The organism is Stenotrophomonas sp. YJH_SMC_17 (assembly GCF_059371655.1).
Genome location: NZ_JCAFUU010000003.1, coordinates 390,083 through 408,624 on the forward strand (window position 1 = coordinate 390,083; position 18,542 = coordinate 408,624).

At 66.5% G+C, this 18,542-nt stretch carries 18 protein-coding genes; 12 read left to right on the top strand and 6 right to left on the bottom strand.

All coding sequences use genetic code 11. The annotated features are described in order from the left end of the window. Positions 1-6: 6 nt before the first annotated feature. Positions 7-1,194, bottom strand: a complete 1,188-nt coding sequence (locus AC5P8Z_RS11555) for a pyridoxal phosphate-dependent aminotransferase (protein ID WP_495229073.1) — start codon at positions 1,192-1,194, stop codon at positions 7-9. A gap of 191 nt (positions 1,195-1,385) precedes the next feature. Here AC5P8Z_RS11555 and AC5P8Z_RS11560 point away from each other — a divergent pair, with 191 nt between their 5' ends. The 8 genes from AC5P8Z_RS11560 (at position 1,386) to hslU (ending at position 8,923) form a co-directional block, all read left to right on the top strand. Further along, a complete protein-coding gene (locus tag AC5P8Z_RS11560) occupies positions 1,386-3,497 on the top strand; it encodes a S9 family peptidase (RefSeq protein ID WP_286069955.1) in 2,112 nt (703 codons plus the stop codon). A gap of 55 nt (positions 3,498-3,552) precedes the next feature. Then, positions 3,553-3,978: a YbaN family protein gene (locus AC5P8Z_RS11565; protein WP_286069954.1), complete on the top strand. Its 426-nt coding sequence runs from the start codon at positions 3,553-3,555 to the stop codon at positions 3,976-3,978. 163 nt (positions 3,979-4,141) lie between these two features. After that, a complete protein-coding gene (lptM, locus tag AC5P8Z_RS11570; protein WP_286069953.1) occupies positions 4,142-4,393 on the top strand; it encodes an LPS translocon maturation chaperone LptM in 252 nt (83 codons plus the stop codon). Continuing rightward, entirely contained in the window at positions 4,386-5,237 is an 852-nt protein-coding gene (gene dapF / locus AC5P8Z_RS11575; protein WP_286069951.1) for a diaminopimelate epimerase, read from the top strand. The genes lptM and dapF overlap by 8 nt, the downstream gene beginning before the upstream one ends. Further along, the gene (locus AC5P8Z_RS11580; protein ID WP_495229074.1) at positions 5,234-5,908 is read left to right on the top strand and encodes a DUF484 family protein; all 675 of its coding nucleotides are present in this window, start codon (positions 5,234-5,236) and stop codon (positions 5,906-5,908) included. Before dapF ends, AC5P8Z_RS11580 begins: the two co-directional genes overlap by 4 nt. A gap of 13 nt (positions 5,909-5,921) precedes the next feature. Further along, entirely contained in the window at positions 5,922-6,818 is an 897-nt protein-coding gene (gene xerC / locus AC5P8Z_RS11585; protein ID WP_286069949.1) for a tyrosine recombinase XerC, read from the top strand. An 85-nt stretch (positions 6,819-6,903) separates the two neighbouring features. After that, entirely contained in the window at positions 6,904-7,455 is a 552-nt protein-coding gene (hslV, locus tag AC5P8Z_RS11590) for an ATP-dependent protease subunit HslV (RefSeq protein ID WP_495229075.1), read from the top strand. Positions 7,456-7,549: 94 nt separating this feature from the next. Further along, positions 7,550-8,923 (top strand): ATP-dependent protease ATPase subunit HslU, encoded by a 1,374-nt coding sequence (gene hslU, locus AC5P8Z_RS11595; protein ID WP_087924230.1) that lies wholly within the window; start codon positions 7,550-7,552, stop codon positions 8,921-8,923. A gap of 114 nt (positions 8,924-9,037) precedes the next feature. Here hslU and smeT read toward each other — a convergent pair whose 3' ends face one another. Beyond that, complete coding sequence (gene smeT, locus AC5P8Z_RS11600) at positions 9,038-9,697, bottom strand: efflux transporter SmeDEF transcriptional repressor SmeT (protein WP_495229076.1); 660 nt, start codon at positions 9,695-9,697, stop codon at positions 9,038-9,040. 210 nt (positions 9,698-9,907) lie between these two features. Between smeT and smeD the strand changes: the two genes are divergently transcribed. From smeD to smeF, 3 genes are all read left to right on the top strand, one after another. Then, positions 9,908-11,092, top strand: coding sequence for a multidrug efflux RND transporter periplasmic adaptor subunit SmeD (gene smeD / locus AC5P8Z_RS11605; RefSeq protein ID WP_295566980.1), 1,185 nt, complete (start codon positions 9,908-9,910; stop codon positions 11,090-11,092). A 12-nt stretch (positions 11,093-11,104) separates the two neighbouring features. Beyond that, complete coding sequence (gene smeE, locus AC5P8Z_RS11610) at positions 11,105-14,227, top strand: multidrug efflux RND transporter permease subunit SmeE (RefSeq protein ID WP_495229077.1); 3,123 nt, start codon at positions 11,105-11,107, stop codon at positions 14,225-14,227. 97 nt (positions 14,228-14,324) lie between these two features. Continuing rightward, positions 14,325-15,710, top strand: coding sequence for a multidrug efflux RND transporter outer membrane subunit SmeF (gene smeF / locus AC5P8Z_RS11615; RefSeq protein ID WP_495229078.1), 1,386 nt, complete (start codon positions 14,325-14,327; stop codon positions 15,708-15,710). 115 nt (positions 15,711-15,825) lie between these two features. On the opposite strand, the gene AC5P8Z_RS11620 is transcribed toward smeF, so the two are convergent. The 4 genes from AC5P8Z_RS11620 to AC5P8Z_RS11635 all read right to left on the bottom strand — a co-directional run bounded on the left by AC5P8Z_RS11620 (position 15,826) and on the right by AC5P8Z_RS11635 (position 17,638). Continuing rightward, positions 15,826-16,248: a low affinity iron permease family protein gene (locus tag AC5P8Z_RS11620; protein WP_286069938.1), complete on the bottom strand. Its 423-nt coding sequence runs from the start codon at positions 16,246-16,248 to the stop codon at positions 15,826-15,828. 67 nt (positions 16,249-16,315) lie between these two features. Continuing rightward, positions 16,316-16,651 carry a hypothetical protein gene (locus tag AC5P8Z_RS11625; RefSeq protein ID WP_005411085.1) on the bottom strand — a complete coding sequence of 112 codons (336 nt, stop codon included), beginning with the start codon at positions 16,649-16,651 and terminating at the stop codon, positions 16,316-16,318. Between the two features lie 75 nt (positions 16,652-16,726). After that, a complete protein-coding gene (locus AC5P8Z_RS11630) occupies positions 16,727-16,987 on the bottom strand; it encodes a hypothetical protein (protein ID WP_286069936.1) in 261 nt (86 codons plus the stop codon). A gap of 198 nt (positions 16,988-17,185) precedes the next feature. Then, positions 17,186-17,638: a nucleoside deaminase gene (locus tag AC5P8Z_RS11635; RefSeq protein ID WP_107231974.1), complete on the bottom strand. Its 453-nt coding sequence runs from the start codon at positions 17,636-17,638 to the stop codon at positions 17,186-17,188. Positions 17,639-17,719: 81 nt separating this feature from the next. Between AC5P8Z_RS11635 and ubiE the strand changes: the two genes are divergently transcribed. Continuing rightward, complete coding sequence (gene ubiE / locus AC5P8Z_RS11640; protein WP_286069933.1) at positions 17,720-18,481, top strand: bifunctional demethylmenaquinone methyltransferase/2-methoxy-6-polyprenyl-1,4-benzoquinol methylase UbiE; 762 nt, start codon at positions 17,720-17,722, stop codon at positions 18,479-18,481. The last annotated feature ends 61 nt before the right edge of the window (positions 18,482-18,542 follow it).

Sequence of the window (18,542 nt, forward strand, 5' to 3'; positions counted from 1 at the left end):
GGGCGATCAGGTGCCCCAGCTCTTCAACCCACGCGCGATCCGCTCCACCGCCTCCTCCAATCGCGGCACTTCCTGCGTATAGGCCAACCGCACGTGCTGGTTTGAACGGTGGAAGCCGAAATCCAGCCCCGGCGTGAATGCCACGTGCTCGGTTTCCAGGAAATGCGCGCAGAACGCCTGCGCGTCGTCGGTGAACGCGCTGACATCGGCGTACAGGTAGAACGCACCCTGCGGCTCGACTTCGATGCGGAAGCCCAGTTCACGCAATGCCGGCAACAGGAAGTCGCGGCGCTGGCGGAATGCCTCCCGGCGCTGTTCGAAGATCGCCATCGCTTCGTCGCTGAAACACGCCAGCGCCGCATGCTGGGCAATGCTCGATGCGCTGATGTACAGGTTCTGCGCCAGCTTCTCCAGATCCGGTACTGCCGCCGGTGGTGCCACCAGCCAGCCCAGCCGCCAGCCGGTCATGCCGAAGTACTTGGAGAAGCTGTTCAGCACGAACGCACTGTCATCCACCTGCAGCACGCTGGGGGCATCCACGCCATAGGTCAGGCCGTGGTAGATCTCGTCCACCACCAGATGGCCGCCGCGCGCGTGCAGTGTCTTCGACAACGCCGCCAGTTCGTCGGCGGACAACACCGTGCCGGTGGGATTGGCCGGTGAGGCGACCAGCGCGCCGACGCTGTCCGCGTTCCAGTGCTGTTCGACCAGCGTTGGGGTGAGTTGATAGGCGGTCTCCGGCCCGACCGGCACCAGCTGCGCGCCGCCTTCCACCAGGCGCAGGAAGTGGCGGCTGCACGGGTAGCCGGGGTCGGCCAGCAGCCAGTGGCGGCCAGGGTCCACCAGCAGGCTGCTGGCCAGCAGCAGTGCGCCCGAGCCGCCGGGGGTGACCAGGATGCGTTCGGGGTCGATGTCCAGCGCGTAGTGGCTGCGATAGAAGCCGCTGATGGCCTGGCGCAGGGTCGGCAGGCCGCGTGCCGCGGTATAGCGGGTGTGGCCGGCAGCCAGTGCGGCCTGGCCGGCGCGCACGATCGGTTCGGCGGTGGTGAAGTCCGGCTCGCCGATCTCCAGGTGGATCACATCGTGGCCCGCCTGTTCCAGCGCCTGGGCGCGGGCCAGCAGGGACATCACGTGGAACGGGGCGATTTCATGGCTGCGCCGGCTGTAGCCCGGCGTGTGGGGCAGGGTACTCATGTGCCCATGGTACGCCGCGCGCCGGGCGAGGATCCCGTTTGCATGCAAAAGGGCTCCGACCCCAGCAGGAACCGCACCATGACGATCCGCAGGGTTGCTGCATCGCCGCGATTGGGGTCAGATCCCTTTTCGGGAAAAGGGATCTGACCCCGTCGAAGACCATTGCATTGAAGCGCCTGGAGCCTTATTTCATGAAATCCACCCTCTGCCTGTTGCTCGCCAGCCTGATGACCACCACTGCCAACGCCGCCCCCCTGCCTGTTCCGCCGGACGCCGCCAAGCATCCGCATGTGGTCAAGGCGCCGTTTGGCGCGACCCGCAACGATGACTACTACTGGCTGCGTGACGACAAGCGCGAGAACAAGGACATGCTGGCCTACCTGCAGGCCGAGAATGCCTATGCCGACCAGCTGCTGGCGCCGCTGAAGCCGCTGGAAGACACCCTGTACAAGGAGATCGTCGGCCGTATAAAGCAGGACGATTCCAGCGTGCCGGCGCGCGAGCGCGGCTACTGGTATTACAGCCGCTTCGAGACCGGCCAGGACTACCCGATCCATGCGCGCCGCAAGGGCAGCATGGACGCGGCCGAAGAAATCCTGCTGGACGTGAATGCGATGGCTGCCGGCAAGGGCTACTTCAGCGTCGGCTCGATGGAAGTGAGCCAGGACAACCAGCTGCTGGCCTGGGCCGAGGATGACGTCGGCCGTCGCCAGTACACGATCCGCTTCAAGGACCTGGCCACCGGCAAGGTGCTGCCCGATGTGATCACCGGCAGTTCCGGTGACCTGGTCTGGGCCGACGACAACCGCACCGTGCTGTACGTCGAGAACGATCCGGAAACGCTGCTGACCGTGCGGGTGAAGAAGCACGTGCTGGGTACCCCGGCCAGCGCCGACACCGTCGTCTACGAAGAGAAGGACGACAGCTTCTACATGGGCATCGGCCGCACCCGCGACGATCGCTTCATCACCATCGGCGTGCACAGCACCGTGTCCTCGGAAGAGCGCTACGCACCCGCCAGCGACCCGACCACGTTCACCGTGCTGGCGCCGCGCCAGCGCGACGTCGAGTACGACGCTGACCACTACGATGGCCGCTGGGTGATCCGCACCAACGACGGTGCGAAGAACTTCAAGCTGGTCACCGCACCGACCGATGCGACCTCGCGCGCGCAGTGGAAGGACTGGATCGCGCACGACGATGCCGTGTTCATCGAAGGCTTCGAGCTGTTCGACAGCTACACCGCCATCGCCGAGCGTTCGCAGGGCCTGGAACGCATCCGCCTGCTGTTCAAGGATGGCCGCAGCGACTACGTGAAGGCCGACGAGCCGGCCTATTCGATGGGCCTGGGCGACAACACCGAGGCCGACACTCCGTGGCTGCGGTATGTCTATACCTCGATGACCACCCCGACCACGGTGTTCGAACTGAATACCGCCACCGGCGAGCGGCGCCAGCTGAAGGTGCAGCCGGTGATCGGCTATGACGCCTCGAAGTACGAGACCGACCGCGTCTGGATCACCGCGCGCGATGGGGTGAAGGTGCCGGTGTCGCTGGTCTACCGCAAGGGTTACCAGAAGGACGGCAAGGGCGCGCTGTTCCAGTACGCCTACGGCAGCTACGGCATGTCGATGGACCCGTACTTCAACCAGACCGCGGTGAGCCTGCTCGACCGTGGCGTGGTGTATGCCATCGCCCATATCCGCGGTGGCCAGGAAATGGGCCGCGACTGGTACGAGAACGGCAAGCTGCTGCACAAGCAGAACACCTTCAACGACTTCATCGACGTCACCCGTGGCCTGGTGGCGCAGGGCTGGGCGGCGAAGGATCGCGTGGCGGCCTCCGGTGGCAGCGCCGGTGGCCTGCTGATGGGCGCGGTGGCCAACCAGGCGCCGCAGGACTACCGCGTGATGGTGGCGCAGGTGCCGTTCGTCGACGTGGTCACCACCATGCTCGACCCGACCATTCCGCTGACCACCAACGAGTACGACGAGTGGGGCAACCCGGAGCAGAAGCCGTACTACGACTACATGCTGTCCTACTCGCCCTACGACAACGTCAGGAAGCAGGCCTACCCGGCGCTGTTCGTGGGCACTGGCCTGTGGGATTCGCAGGTGCAGTACTGGGAACCGGCCAAGTGGGTGGCCAAGCTGCGTGACGACAACACCGGCCATTACCCGATCCTGTTCCGCACCAACATGGAAGCCGGCCACGGCGGCAAGTCGGGGCGCTTCCAGCGTTACCGCGAACTGTCCGAGTCGTATGCGTTCGTGCTGCAGCAGCTGGGCATCGCCCAGCCGTGACGGTGAACGGGGTGCCGGGCGTTGCCTGGCACCCTGAACCGGTATCCTTGCGGCCATGAGCGCGCCAGATCCTTCCGCCCCTCGCGACGCCACCACGACGTCGCGCGTGGTGCGTTTCCGCTGGGCGTGGTGGCTGCTGGCCTACGTCAGCCTGGGCACCGGCATCGTCGGCATCTTCGTGCCGGGCCTGCCGACCACCGTATTCATCCTGATTTCGGCCTGGGCCGCTTCGCGCGGCTCCGAGCGCCTGCATGCCTGGCTGCTGCAGCATCCGCGCTTCGGCCCGGCCATCGCCAACTGGCAGGCCCATGGTGCGGTGAGCCGCTACGGCAAGTGGATGGCCACGATCACCATGGCGGTGTGCGCCGGCATCATGCTGTGGTGCGTGCCGATCGCCTGGGTGAAGTGGTTCTCGATCGGCAGTATGACCGTGGTGGCGATCTGGCTGTGGACCCGGCCGCTGCCGCCGCCAGAAGGCTGAACATGGCCCGCCGTGGGCGGCCCGTGGCGGGTGGTCAGGGAGGGTAGACTCGACTGTTGGTCGACTATCGCGCGCAGCGCGGGTTTTTCACGGCCGTTGCAAGAGCGGTCGACCAACAGCCGACTCTACCAACCGCTCAGCCGCCAATGGCTATACTCGGGGCATGAAGATCCCCCATCGAAACGCCATCCTGATTCCGCTGGCAGCGGCCTCGCTGCTGTTCCTTGCCGCCTGCGGCAACAAGGGCCCGCTGGTACTGCCGCAGAAGCCGGTGCCGGTGGAAGAAACCGTTGAACCGGCAGCTGCGCCTGAAGCGACCCCGGCGACCACCCCGGCCGCCACCCAGCCGACCAGTGACGGCAGCCCTTCGGTCACCCCGGACCCGATCAAGCCGGTGGACGGCGGGAATGAGTAAGGGCGGTTCCAAGGCCCTGCGTTTCAGCAAGATGCATGGCGCGGGCAATGATTTCGTAGTGATCGACCTGCGTGACGGTACCTTGCCGCCCACGCCTGAACTGGCCGCGCGCCTGGCCGACCGTCACACCGGCGTCGGTTGCGATCAGATCCTGACCATCGAAGCGCCGCGCGCGGAAGGCTCGGTCGCCTCGTACCGGATCTGGAATGCCGACGGCTCCAATTCCGAACAGTGCGGCAACGGCGCGCGCTGCATCGCGGCCTGGCTGGTGCGCGAGGGCAGTGCACAGGGTGAGCAGTTCGTCATCGACAGCCCGCTGGCCAGCCACGAAGTGACGGTGCTGGGCGATGGGCAGTACGCAGTGACCATGGGCGTGCCCGCGTTCGAGCCGGCCAACGTGCCGCTGATGGGCTTTGCCCATGCGCGCGAGGAATACCTGCTGCCGCTGCAGGGTGAGAGCGTGCGCTTCGCCGCGGTATCGATGGGCAACCCGCACGCGGTGATCGAGGTGGGCCTGATCGATGCTGCACCGGTCGAGCGCGTCGGTGCGCTGCTGCAGCAGCACGCGTCGTTCCCGCGCTCGGTCAACGTGGGCTTTGCCCAGGTCATGGGCCCGGAGCATGCGCGCCTGCGCGTGTTCGAGCGTGGCGTCGGCGAGACGCTGGCCTGTGGCAGTGGCGCCTGCGCCGCCGCAGTGACCCTGATGCAGCGTGGACGCCTGCAGCGCGATGCACGCATCAGCCTGCCCGGTGGCGACCTGCGCATCCAGTGGCCAGGCGATGGCCAGCCGGTGGTGATGGCCGGCCCGACCGCATTCGTCTTCGAAGGGGAGTGGATCGCATGACCGAAACCGTCGACAAGCTCGGGGCCCACGAAATCGCTGCCTGGTTGCGGCGTCATCCGGGCTTCCTCAAGCAGTTCCCGGACCTGGCATTGACCCTGGTGGTGCCACGCGATGACGGCCCGACCGCGTCGCTGGCCAGCTACCAGCTGGAAGTGCTGCGCGAGAAGAACCGCGAGCTGTCGCGACGGTTGGCCGATCTGGGCGCGACTGCCCAGGTCAACGAACGCCTGGCGGTGCGCACGCACCAGCTGACCCTGGCGTTGATGAAGCAGGACAACGCCGCCGACACCCTGCGTGCGATGGCCGCGTCGCTGCAGGAAGATTTCGCCGGTGATCTGGTGCGGCTGGTGGTGCACACGCCGGTAGCCGGGCTGGAACAGGCCGACTGGCTGCAGGTGATCGCCGCCGATGATCCGCAGCTGGGCCCATTCCGCGATTGCCTGAAGGACGGCGAGCCGATCTGCGGCCGCCTGCAGCCGGAAAAGAACGCCGTGCTGTACGGCGTGCGCAGCGAGGAAGTGCAGACCACCGCACTGCTGCCGCTGCCGGGTGTGGGCCTGATCGCGGTCGGCAGCCATGACCCGAACCGCTTCTACCCGGGCATGGGCACGTTGTTCCTGCGCATGATGGGCGACGCCCTGGTCGCCGGCCTGAAGCGCTTCGCGGGCTGAGCAGGACACGGCGATGAGCGCGGTGCAGGCCTTCCTGCAGCACCTGCAGGTGGAGCGGCGAATGTCGGCGCATACGCTCGACGCCTACCGACGCGACCTGGACGCGCTGTCGCTGTGGGCCGAGCCGCGCGGTGTGGCGGTGGAGGCCCTGGATGCCGACGCGCTGCGCCAGTTCGTTGCCGACGAGCATCGGCGTGGCCTGTCGGCCAAGAGCCTGCAGCGCCGCCTGTCCGCCTGCCGCAGCTTCTACGCGTGGCTGCTCAAGCATGGCCGCATCGAGGTCAGCCCAGCCGCGACGCTGAAGGCGCCGCGTGCGCCGCGCCGGTTGCCGGAGGTGCTCGATGCCGACGAAGCCGTGCAGCTGGTCGAGCTGGAGCCGGAAGGCGAGCTGGGCCGCCGTGATCGCGCGCTGCTGGAGCTGTTCTATTCGTCGGGCCTGCGCCTGAGCGAAGTATGCGCACTGACCTGGCGCGACCTGGATTTCGACAGTGGCCTGGTCAACGTACTGGGCAAGGGCAACCGCCAGCGGCGGGTGCCGTTCGGCCGGCCGGCGCGCGAAGCGCTGCAGGCGTGGCGCGCGGAAAGTGGCGGTGGCCCGGCCTCGCCAGTGTTCCCCGGCCGCAACGGGCCGATCAGCCAACGCGCGGTGCAGATCCGCATCCGCCAGCTGGCGCAGCGCCAGGGCCTGTTCAAGCACGTGCACCCGCACATGCTGCGACACAGTTTCGCCAGCCACATCCTGGAATCCTCCGGCGACCTGCGTGGTGTGCAGGAACTGCTCGGCCATGCCGACATCGCTACCACGCAGATCTACACCCACCTCGACTTCCAGCATCTGGCCAAGGTCTACGATGCCGCGCACCCGCGCGCCAAGCGCCGCAACGGCAACGTGGGCGGCGGAGAAAGCTGAACGTTGTCCCTGCGGCAGCCGGTCGCGGGTGTCTTGAAGGACGCGGGGCAGTCCCCACCTCTGGTTCTGTCACCCCGGAGGCACCATGGACCCCAGTCAGAACCCCAACGTTTTCCACGCCACCACCATCGTCTGCGTCCGTCGCGGCGAGCACGTGGCCATTGCTGGCGACGGCCAGGTCACGCTGGGCCACACCGTGATGAAGGGCAACGCGCGCAAGGTGCGCCGCCTCGGCCGCGATGGCCAGGTGCTGGCCGGCTTCGCCGGTGCCGCCGCCGATGCCTTCACCCTGTTCGAGCTGTTCGAGGCCAAGCTGGAAAAGCATGGCCAGCTGCAGCGCGCCGCCGTCGAGCTGGCCAAGGATTGGCGTACCGAACGCCGCCTGGGCAAGCTGGAAGCTCTGCTGGCCGTGGCCGACAAGGAAACCTCGCTGATCATCAGCGGCACCGGCGATGTGATCGAGCCGGAGGACGGCATCATCGCCATCGGTTCCGGTGGCTCCTACGCCCTTTCGGTTGCGCGTGCGCTGATGGCACACACCGAGCTGGATGCACGCACCATCGCCAGCGAGGCGATCGGCATTGCCGGCGACATCTGCATCTACACCAACCGCAACGTGGTGGTCGAGGAGCTTTGACCGCTCTTCTGTAGTGCCGAGCCATGCTCGGCAGGGCTGCCCGTCAGCCGAGCATGGCTCGGCTCTACATGCATCTGAATCCGTGAGCACATCCATGTCGAAGATCGAAGTTTCCTCCGCCACCATGACCCCGCGCGAGATCGTGCAGGAACTGGACCGGCATATCGTCGGCCAGCACGACGCCAAGCGCGCGGTGGCCATCGCCCTGCGCAACCGCTGGCGCCGCATGCAGCTGGTCCCTGAGCTGCGCAATGAAGTGATGCCGAAGAACATCCTGATGATCGGCCCCACCGGCGTCGGCAAGACCGAGATCGCGCGCCGCCTGGCCACCCTGGCCAACGCGCCGTTCGTAAAGGTCGAAGCGACCCGCTTCACCGAAGTCGGCTATGTCGGCAAGGACGTGGAGCAGATCATCCGCGACCTGGCCGATACCGCAGTGAAGCTCTATCGCGAACAGGCCAAGGTCCGCGTGCGTACCCAGGCCGAAGAACGCGCCGAAGACCGCATCCTTGATGCGCTGCTGCCACGCCGCAGCGGTGGCATCGGTTTCGATCCGGAAGTGGCGCGCAACGAGCCGTCGGCGCAGGACAACGAGACCCGCATCAAGTTCCGCAAGATGCTGCGCAACGGCGAGCTGGATGAGCGCGAGATCGAGCTCGACCTGGCCGCGAACGTGAGCATGGACATCATGACCCCGCCGGGCATGGAGGAAATGGGCCAGCAGCTCAAGTCGATGTTCGCCAACCTCGGCGGCGGCGCCAAGGCGCACAAGCGCACGCTGACCATCAAGGCCGCGCGTCCGCTGCTGATCGAGGAAGAGGCCGGCAAGCTGGTCAACGAAGACGACATCCGCACCGCGGCGATCGAAGCCTGCGAGCAGCACGGCATCGTGTTCATCGACGAGATCGACAAGGTCGCCAAGCGCGGTGACAACGTCGGTGGTGGCGACGTGTCGCGCGAAGGCGTGCAGCGCGATCTGCTGCCGCTGGTGGAGGGCTCCAACGTGTCCACCAAGTACGGCACGATCAAGACCGACCACATCCTGTTCATCGCCTCCGGCGCGTTCCACCTGGCCAAGCCCAGCGATCTGATCCCGGAGCTGCAGGGCCGCTTCCCGATCCGCGTCGAGCTGGGCGCGCTGAGCAAGGGTGACTTCGTGCGCATCCTGACCGAGCCGAAGGCCGCGCTGACCAAGCAGTACGAAGCGCTGCTGGCCACCGAAGGCGTCAAGGTCAGCTTCACCGCCGACGCCATCGAGCGCTTGGCCGAGATCGCCTTCCAGGTGAACGAGCGCCAGGAAAACATCGGTGCGCGTCGGCTGCACACGGTGCTGGAGCGCCTGCTGGATTCGCTCAGCTACGAGGCACCGGACCGCGACGGTGAGACCCTGGCCATCGACAGCGCCTACGTCGATGCACACCTGGGTGAGCTGGTGCAGGACCCGGACCTGAGCCGCTACATCCTGTAATGCCAGGTTCCCCACAGCAGAAGGCCGCCGAAAGGCGGCCTTTTTTGTTTGTCCGTTCGCATCAACGCATGGCGTGGATCTACCACGGCAGCGCCGGGCCACGCCCGGCGACCCTCACACCTCCGGCAGTGGCTCGGGCACCGTGCCCGGCACGAACACGCCGTCCTTCACGTACGCGGCCAGGGTCATGTCCAGCGCGAGCATGCCGTCGCGCTTGAGGTCCATCAGCTCCGGCTCGACCATCGCGCCATGCAGCACGCCCAGGATGGTGGCGTGCAGCATGCGCGCAGCGATCTTCGGGTCGGCGCCGTCGCGCAGCTGGCCCAGATCACCCGCACGTCGCAGGGCGCGCTCCATCCGCTCAAGGGCGTCGCGGAATCCCGCCTGCTGCAGTTCGGTCAGTACCCGGGTATCGGCGGAGGCATCGCTTCGCAGCATGATCTCCATGGTCTTGCGCAGGCGCTCGTCCTCGGACAGCTCGATGAACGAGTGGATCATCACCGCGCGCAGGTCGTGCACGGGGGTATCGCGCTGGTCGGTCGAGGTGCGCTCCAGCTCCTGCATGAAAGGCAGGTGCACGCGTTCGACGATCGCGGCCAGCACCTCGCTCTTGTTCTTGAAGTGCCAGTAGACCGCGCCCCGGGTGTAGCCGGCGCGGGCACCGATCATCTCCAGCGTGGTACGGGCCACGCCGTGTTCATGGAAGCAGGCTTCGGCGGCGTCAAGGATGCCTTCCCGGGTTGCCTGGGTGTCCTCTTTGGTCTTGCGGGCCATGGGTGTGAGTACGAGTGCGGGTGAAACGTGGCTGAATTGTACCGGTTTACAAACAAACAATCATGTATGTATATTTCGCACCCATCATTCCCGCCGTGTGCGTGGCAGGCCGTTGCCGGCTGCTGCTCCCCGCCGGTGAGCGTTGTCTGCTGGCGCTTTCGGCCTGTATCAGCGCGTTTTGAGATCCCTTCCCCCAAGAGCCTTTCCGTCATGTTGCTGAGCCGAATCCGACCCATCGCGCTATCGCTGGTCATCGCCGCGACCGTGGCTGCCTGTGGCGGCCAACCCCAGGCCCCCGAGCAGGGACCTGGCGACGTCACCGTGGTCACGCTGAAGTCCGAGACCGTGGGCCTGACCCGCGAACTGCCGGGCCGTACCAATGCTTTCCTGGTGGCTGAAGTGCGCCCGCAGGTCAGCGGCATCGTTGCCAAGCGCCTGTTCACCGAGGGCGGCATGGTCAAGGCCGGCGAGCCGCTGTACCAGATCGAGGACGCCAGCTACCGTGCCCAGGCCAACAGCGCCCGCGCCCAGCTGGCCCGCGCCGAAGCCACCGCCAATGCCGCCCGCCTGAGCGCCAGGCGCATCACCGAGCTGGCCAAGGTCGATGCGGTCAGCCAGCAGGATCTGGAAAACGCCGTGGCCGCGCAGAAGCAGGCCGAGGCGGATGTCGGTGCCGCCAAGGCCTCGCTGGATGCGGCCAACGTCACCCTCGGCTATGCCCGCATTACTGCGCCGATCAGCGGCCGCATCGGCAAGTCCAGCGTTACCCAGGGGGCGCTGGTCAGCGCCGGCCAGGCCAATGCACTGGCCACCGTGCAGCAGCTGGACCCGATCTACGTCGACCTGACCCAGTCCTCGGCCGAGTTGCTGCAGCTGCGCCGCGAGCTGGCCGCCGGCCGCCTGCAGGACAACCAGACGTTGCCGGTCAGCATCCTGATGGAAGACGGCAGTACCTTCGAGCACAAGGGCACGCTGGAGTTCTCGGAAGTGAGCGTCGATCCGACCACCGGCAGCTTCAGCCTGCGCGTGAAGGTGGACAACCCGGACGGCCTGCTGATGCCGGGCATGTACGTACGCGCGGTGATCGGCGGCGGCGTGCGCAGCGATGCGGTGCTGGTGCCGATGCAGGGCATCGCCCGCGATCCGAAGGGCGATACCACCGCGATGGTGGTCGGCAAGGACAACAAGGTTGAAGTGCGCCCGGTCAAGGTCAGCCGCACGGTTGGCGACAAGTGGCTGGTCGAGGACGGTCTGAAGGCCGGCGACAAGGTCATCGTCGAAGGCCTGCAGAAGATCGGCCCCGGCATGCCGGTCAAGGCCACCGAGAAGGGCGCTGCTCCGGCCAAGCCGGCAGCTGCCGCCCAGCCTGCCGCCCCGGCCGGCGACGCGAAGTAAGCGGAGAACCCCATGGCACGCTTTTTCATCGATCGACCCATCTTCGCGTGGGTCATCGCCATCATCATCATGCTCGCCGGCGGCCTGGCCCTGTTCAAGCTGCCGGTCTCGATGTACCCCAACGTCGCACCGCCGGCGGTTGAAATCAGCGCCACCTACCCGGGTGCATCGGCCAAGGTGGTCGAGGACTCGGTGACGCAGATCATCGAGCAGAACATGAAGGGCCTTGATGGCCTGATCTACTTTTCCTCCAACAGCTCGTCCAACGGCCAGGCCACCATCACCCTGACCTTCGAGAGCGGCACCAACCCGGACATCGCCCAGGTACAGGTGCAGAACAAGCTGCAGCTGGCCATGCCGCTGCTGCCGCAGGAAGTGCAGCGGCAGGGCATCAACGTGGCCAAGTCCAGCTCGGGCTTCCTGAACGTCATCGCGTTCGTGTCCGAGGACGGCAGCATGGACGCCAACGACATCGCCGACTATGTCGGTTCGAATGTCGTTGATCGTCTGAGCCGCGTGCCGGGCGTGGGCAACATCCAGGTGTTCGGTGGCAAGTACGCGATGCGCATCTGGCTGGACCCGAACAAGCTGCACACCTACGGCCTGTCGGTTGCCGAAGTGACCGCGGCGGTGAAGGCACAGAATGCCCAGGTGGCCATCGGCCAGCTCGGCGGTGCGCCGTCGGTGAAGGGCCAGCAGCTCAACGCCACCATCAACGCGCAGTCGCGCCTGCAGACCCCGGAGCAGTTCCGCAACATCATCGTGCGCGGCGCGCAGGACGGTGCCGAACTGCGCCTGGGCGATGTCGCCCGCGTCGAACTGGGTGCCGAGTCCTACGACTTCGTCACCCGTTACAACGGCCAGCCGGCCAGCGGCCTGGCGGTGACCCTGGCCACAGGCGCCAACGCGCTGGATACCGCCGCCGGCGTGGATGCGGCGCTGGAGGACATGAAGGGCTTCTTCCCGGCCGGGCTGAAGGCCGAGATCCCGTACGACACCACCCCGTTCGTGCGCGTATCGATCAAGGGCGTGGTGCAGACCCTGATCGAAGCGATCGTGCTGGTGTTCGTGGTGATGTACCTGTTCCTGCAGAACTTCCGCGCCACCCTGATCCCGACCATCGCCGTGCCGGTGGTGCTGCTGGGTACCTTCGGCGTGCTGGCGATGCTGGGCTTCTCGGTGAACATGCTGACCATGTTCGCGATGGTGCTGGCGATCGGCCTGCTGGTGGACGATGCCATCGTGGTGGTGGAGAACGTCGAGCGCATCATGTCCGAGGAAGGACTGTCGCCGCTTGAAGCGACCCGCAAGTCGATGGGCCAGATCACCGGCGCGCTGGTAGGCATCGGCCTGGTGCTGTCGGCGGTGTTCGTGCCGATGGCCTTCATGAGCGGTTCCACCGGCGTGATCTACCGCCAGTTCTCGGCCACGATCGTCTCGGCGATGGCGCTGTCGGTGCTGGTGGCGATCGTGCTGACCCCGGCGTTGTGCGCGACCATGCTCAAGCCGCTGAAGAAGGGCGAGCACCATGTTGCCCACCGCGGCCTGGCCGGTCGCTTCTTCAATGGTTTCAACCGCGGTTTCGATCGCACCAGCGAACGCTACCAGCGCGGCGTGCGCGGCATCATCCATCGTCCGTGGCGCTTCATGGGCATCGTGGCGGCGCTGTTCGTGCTGATGGGCGTGCTGTTCGTGCGCCTGCCCAGTTCGTTCCTGCCCAACGAAGACCAGGGCGTGCTGATGGCGCTGGTGCAGGCGCCGGTCGGTGCCACCCAGGAACGCACGCTGGAATCGATCGCAGCACTGGAAAACCACTTCCTGCAGAACGAAAAGGATGCGGTGGACTCGGTGTTCTCGGTGCAGGGCTTCAGCTTCGCCGGCATGGGCCAGAACGCGGGCATGGCGTTCGTCAAGCTGAAGGACTGGAGCGAGCGTGACGCCAACAATGGCGTGATGCCGATCACCGGTCGGGCGATGGCGGCACTGGGCCAGATCAAGGATGCCTTCATCTTCGCCTTCCCGCCGCCGGCCATTCCGGAGCTGGGTACCGCTTCGGGTTACACCTTCTTCCTGAAGGACAACAGTGGCCAGGGCCACGAGGCACTGGTGGCTGCACGCAACCAGCTGCTGGGCCTCGCTGCGGGCAGCAAGAAGCTGGCCAACGTGCGCCCGAACGGCCAGGAAGACACGCCGCAGTTCCGCATCGACATCGACGCGGCCAAGGCGACCTCGCTGGGGCTGTCGATCGACCAGATCAACGGTACGCTGGCCGCTGCGTGGGGCAGCTCGTACATCGATGACTTCGTCGACCGTGGCCGCGTCAAGCGTGTGTTCGTGCAGGCCGACCAGCCGTTCCGCATGGTGCCGGAGGACTTCGACCTCTGGTCCGTGAAGAACGACAAGGGCGAGATGGTGCCGTTCAGCGCGTTCGCCACCAAGCACTGGGATTACGGTTCGCCGCGTCTGGAGCGCTACAACGGTGTGTCGGCGATGGAAATCCAGGGCGAACCGGCCCCGGGTGTCGCCTCCGGTGACGCCATGGCCGAGATCGAGCAGCTGGCCAAGCAGCTGCCGGCGGGCTTCGGTATCGAGTGGACGGCGATGTCCTACCAGGAACGCCAGGCCGGCTCGCAGACGCCGCTGCTGTACACGCTGTCGCTGATGATCGTGTTCCTGTGCCTGGCTGCGATGTACGAAAGCTGGAGCGTGCCGACGGCGGTGCTGCTGGCGGCCCCGCTGGGCATCCTCGGTGCGGTGCTGGCCAATACCTTCAAGGGCCTGGAACGCGACATCTACTTCCAGGTGGCGATGTTGACCACGGTGGGCCTGACCAGCAAGAACGCGATCCTGATCGTCGAGTTCGCCAAAGAGAACCTGGAGAAGGGCGCAGGCCTGATCGAGTCGATCATGCACGCCGTGCGCGATCGTCTGCGCCCGATCGTGATGACCTCGCTGGCCTTCGGCATGGGCGTGGTACCGCTGGCGATCTCCACAGGTGCCGGCTCCGGCGCCAAGCAGGCGATCGGCACCGGCGTGCTCGGCGGCATGATCGTCGGCACCGTGCTCGGCGTGTTCTTCGTGCCGCTGTTCTTCGTGGTGGTGCAGCGCGTGTTCAAGCGCAAATCCACGATGTGATGAAATCCGGCAGCGCCGGGCCGTGCCCGGCGGATGCCTCACCGCGTAGCCGCCGGGCATGGCCCGGCGCTACCACCGTGACCCCCAAGGTGTCGCCATGAAATGCTCTTCTCTTGCTGTATCCCTGGCCGCCGCGCTTGCGCTGGCCGGTTGCTCCACCCTGGCGCCGAAAAACACCGCCGTTGCACCTGCCATCCCAGCGCAGTGGCCGGCCGAAGCTGCGCAGGGCCAGGTGGCCGATGTCGCCGCCGTCGGCTGGCGGGACTTCTTCACCGATCCACGCCTGCAGCAGGTGATCGAGCAGTCGCTGCAGAACAACCGCGACCTGCGCGTGGCCGTGCTCAATGTTGAACGCGCGCGCGGCCAGTACCGCGTGCAGCGCGCCGATCGCGTGCCCGGCGTGGCCGTCACCGGCCAGATGGAACGTCGCGGTACCGATGCGGGCGTCACCGAGCAGTTCAGCGCCGGTGTCGGCGTGGCCGAGTTCGAACTGGACCTGTTCGGCCGCGTGCGTAATCTCAGCGAAGCGGCGCTGCAGCAGTACTTCGCCGTCGCCGCCAACCGCCGCAACGCGCAGCTGAGCCTGGTGGCCGAGACCGCCACCGCATGGCTGACCTACGGGGCCGACGCGCAGCAACTGAAGATCGCCGAGGCGACGCTGAAGACCTACGAGGATTCGCTGCGCCTGGCCGAAGCCCGTCACGAACGTGGCGGCAGTTCGGCGCTGGAGCTGAGCCAGACCCGCACGCTGGTGGAAACCGCACGTACGGATGCTGCACGCCTGCGTGGCCAGCTGGCCCAGGACCGCAATGCGCTGGCGCTGCTGGCCGGCGGCCAGCTTGATCCGGCGCTGCTGCCGGACAGCATCGAACCGCAGCTGCTGGCACTGGCCCCGCCGCCGGCCGGCCTGCCCAGCGACGTGCTGCTGCAGCGCCCGGACATCATGGCCGCCGAACACCAGCTGCTGGCCGCAAACGCCAACATCGGTGCGGCACGCGCAGCGTTCTTCCCGAGCATCTCGCTGACCGGCAGCATCGGCAGTGGCTCGAATGAACTGTCCAACCTGTTCGACAGCGGCACCCGCGTGTGGAGTTTCCTGCCGAAGATCACCCTGCCGATCTTCCAGGGCGGCAAGCTGCGCGCCAACCTGGCCATTGCCAATGCGGATCGCGATATCGCGCTGGCGCAGTACGAGAAGTCGATCCAGGTGGGTTTCCGCGAAACCGCGGACGCACTCGCGCTGAATGTCAGCCTGGATGAGCAGGTGAGCGCGCAGCAGCGCCTGGTGGAAGCCGCCGAACAGGCCAATCGCCTGTCGCAGGCTCGCTACGACGCCGGCCTGGACAGCTTCGTTACCCTGTTGGATGCGCGGCGTACCGCCTACAACGCGCAGCAGACCCAGCTGCAGGCGCAGCTGGCGCTGCAGGCCAACCGCATCACCCTGTACAAGATGCTCGGCGGCGGCTGGCACGAGCGTAGCTGAGCAGCCATTCGATAACGGTAGCGCCGGGCTACGCCCGGCGGCGTTTCGTTCCTGCATGACTGACATCTGGGACGGACCGCGCTTCGTGCTCGCCGGGCATGGCCTGGCGCGAGCATCAGATCGCTTCATCATCGCGCGGGGCAGCGCGGCAGGCGCGCACGCGCAGCAGCGCGTCACCGGCCTCGCGGGCCATGCGCTCGTACTCGGCGCGGATCTCTTCCAGTCGCTCCTCGTCCAGCTCTTCCAGATCCAACAGTTCGTTGTTGGCTTCGGCCGTCGCCCGGATCAGCTCGTCCAGCTTGATCTGCATCGCGGCCGTATCTGCGTTCTGCGTGTGCTGGATCAGGAACACCATCAGGAAGGTGATGATGGTGGTGCCGGTGTTGATCACCAGCTGCCAGGTGTCGTTGAAACCGAACACCGGGCCAGTGATGCCCCAGATCACCACGATCGCGACTGCAGCCAGGAAGGTCCACGGCGAGCCGGTGGCGGCCGCGGCCTTCTTGGCGATCGTATTGAACAGGTTTCGTACTTTCATCGTCGTCGCCCCACTCAGGTGACGAGGATGATCGGCAGTGGCCCGTGCAGGCGCCGTGCAACGGCGATCAGGCGCGCATGCGCTGCAACCGCGGTGCCTGCAGGCTGCGCACCGGACTGCTCTGGTAGACGTGCTGCCAGCAACGGTCGACGAACTCGCGCGCCTGGGCTTCACTCAGTCGCGGCATGATCTGCAGGGCGTACTGGGTCTGGAACATCTCGTCACGTTCGGCCTCGCTGGCGCGCGGCTGGGTGATCAGCGAATCGCAGGCGAACTTGATCCACGGCACGTAGGAGCCGAACGAGTTGTGCGGCAGTGCGCCTTCGGCATGTTGGCGGCGCCAGTGGTCAAGCTCGGCGTCTACGTTGATGACCGGAGGAATGGTGGGAACTTCAGCGTGCATGACAATCCAGTTCGGTTGAGTGGAAAGGGAGTGGGGGTTCATCGGAGTGTGGCGTATGTGGCGGTGCATGCCGCGTCAGCGCGATGTGGAGCTGGCGTTGGCATGTCCGACCAACTGCGCATGCTCGACGGCACCGAGATCTTCGGCCAGGTTGGCCATCGCGTTGCACAGGCGCTCGTGGTCAAGCGGATGACGACGGACCAGCTCCAGCTGCATGCGCTGGTAGGCGGTCCAGAACAAGGCGCCGCGCCGGTGCAGCGCATATTGCCGCTGCAGGCGTTCGCGGATCGGGTCGATGATCGAATCTGGCGTAGGTCGTACGGCGTGCGCGCACATGGCTGGCTCCGCCGGGGAAGGAAGTCCCGGTAACCTCACCCTAGGCGCGGCAGCCGGGCGGGGTGTTATCGCAGCGTGTGCGGGTTGCGCAGCTGACTGTGCACGGGTTCACGGCAATGGCCGCAAACGCTGCCGGCACTAGGGCGTGCCGGCACTGAAGCGTTCATTAAATGGGTTCAACAGGACACTGCGAGGTGATCATTCACCGATGTCTTCGTTCCAGATCTCCGGATGCTGCGCAATGAAACCGCCCAGCAGGTCCACGCATTCCTGGCTGTCCAGGTCGATCACGTTGACGCCGTTTCCGCGCAGCCAGTCGATACCGCCCTGGAAGGTGCGTGATTCGCCCACCACCACGGTGCCGATGTTGAACTGGCGCACCAGGCCCGAGCAGTACCAGCACGGGGCCAGGGTGGTGACCATGATGGTGTCCTGGTAGCGGCGCTGGCGGCCGGCCTTGCGGAACGCGTCGGTCTCGCCGTGCACGGACGGGTCGCCCTCCTGCACGCGGCGGTTGTGGCCGCAGCCGAGCAGGCGGCCGTCGTTGTGGTACAGCGCCGCGCCGATCGGCACGCCGCCTTCGGCCAGCCCCTGGCGGGCTTCGGCGATGGCGGTCTGCAGCAGGGCCTGGTAGTCGGGCGTGGTGATCATGCGGGGGCTCCGGTAAGTCGTGGCCCGCCATGATACGGGCAGGGGGTGCCGCTGGCCCCCGGCGGTGCGATAATCGGGGCCATGAGCGAATCCCCCTACAAAGCCGGTACCACCCATTTCGGGTTCCGCGACGTCGCCGCCAAGGACAAGCAGAAGCTCGTCGGCCAGGTGTTCACCTCGGTCGCGCGCAACTACGACCTGATGAACGACCTGATGAGCCTGGGCGTGCACAGGGCGTGGAAGCGTTACTACGTGGCCACCGCGCAGGTGAAGCCGGGCGACCGCGTGCTCGACCTGGCCGGCGGCACCGGCGACATCGCCGCCCTGTTGAAGGAGCGCGTGGGTGATGAAGGCTCGGTGGTGCTGGGCGACATCAACGCCGGCATGCTGTCGGTCGGCCGTGACCGCCTGACCAACCGTGGCCTGGTGCTCGGCCTGGACTACGTGCAGTGCAACGCCGAAGCCCTGCCGTTCCCGGACAACAGCTTCGACCTGGTGACCATTGCCTTCGGCCTGCGCAACGTGACCGACAAGGACGCCGGCCTGCGCGAGATGTACCGCGTGCTGAAGGTGGGCGGGCAGGCCCGTGTGCTGGAGTTCTCCGAAGTCACCGCCGACTGGTTCAAGCCGATCTACGACTTCCACTCGTTCAGGATCCTGCCGAAGCTGGGCAAGCTGTTCGCCAACGATTCGGACAGCTACCAGTACCTGGCCGAGAGCATCCGCAAGCACCCGCCGCAGGAAGAGCTGAAGGCGATGATGGGGCAGGCCGGTTTCGAGCGCTGCCACTACAAGAACCTGACCGGCGGCATCGTCTCGATCCATTCCGGCTACAAGCTGTAAGCCTTGCCCCTGGGGGCCGACCTTGGTTGGCACTCGGCCGCTGCGGTGATCCGCTCTGGTA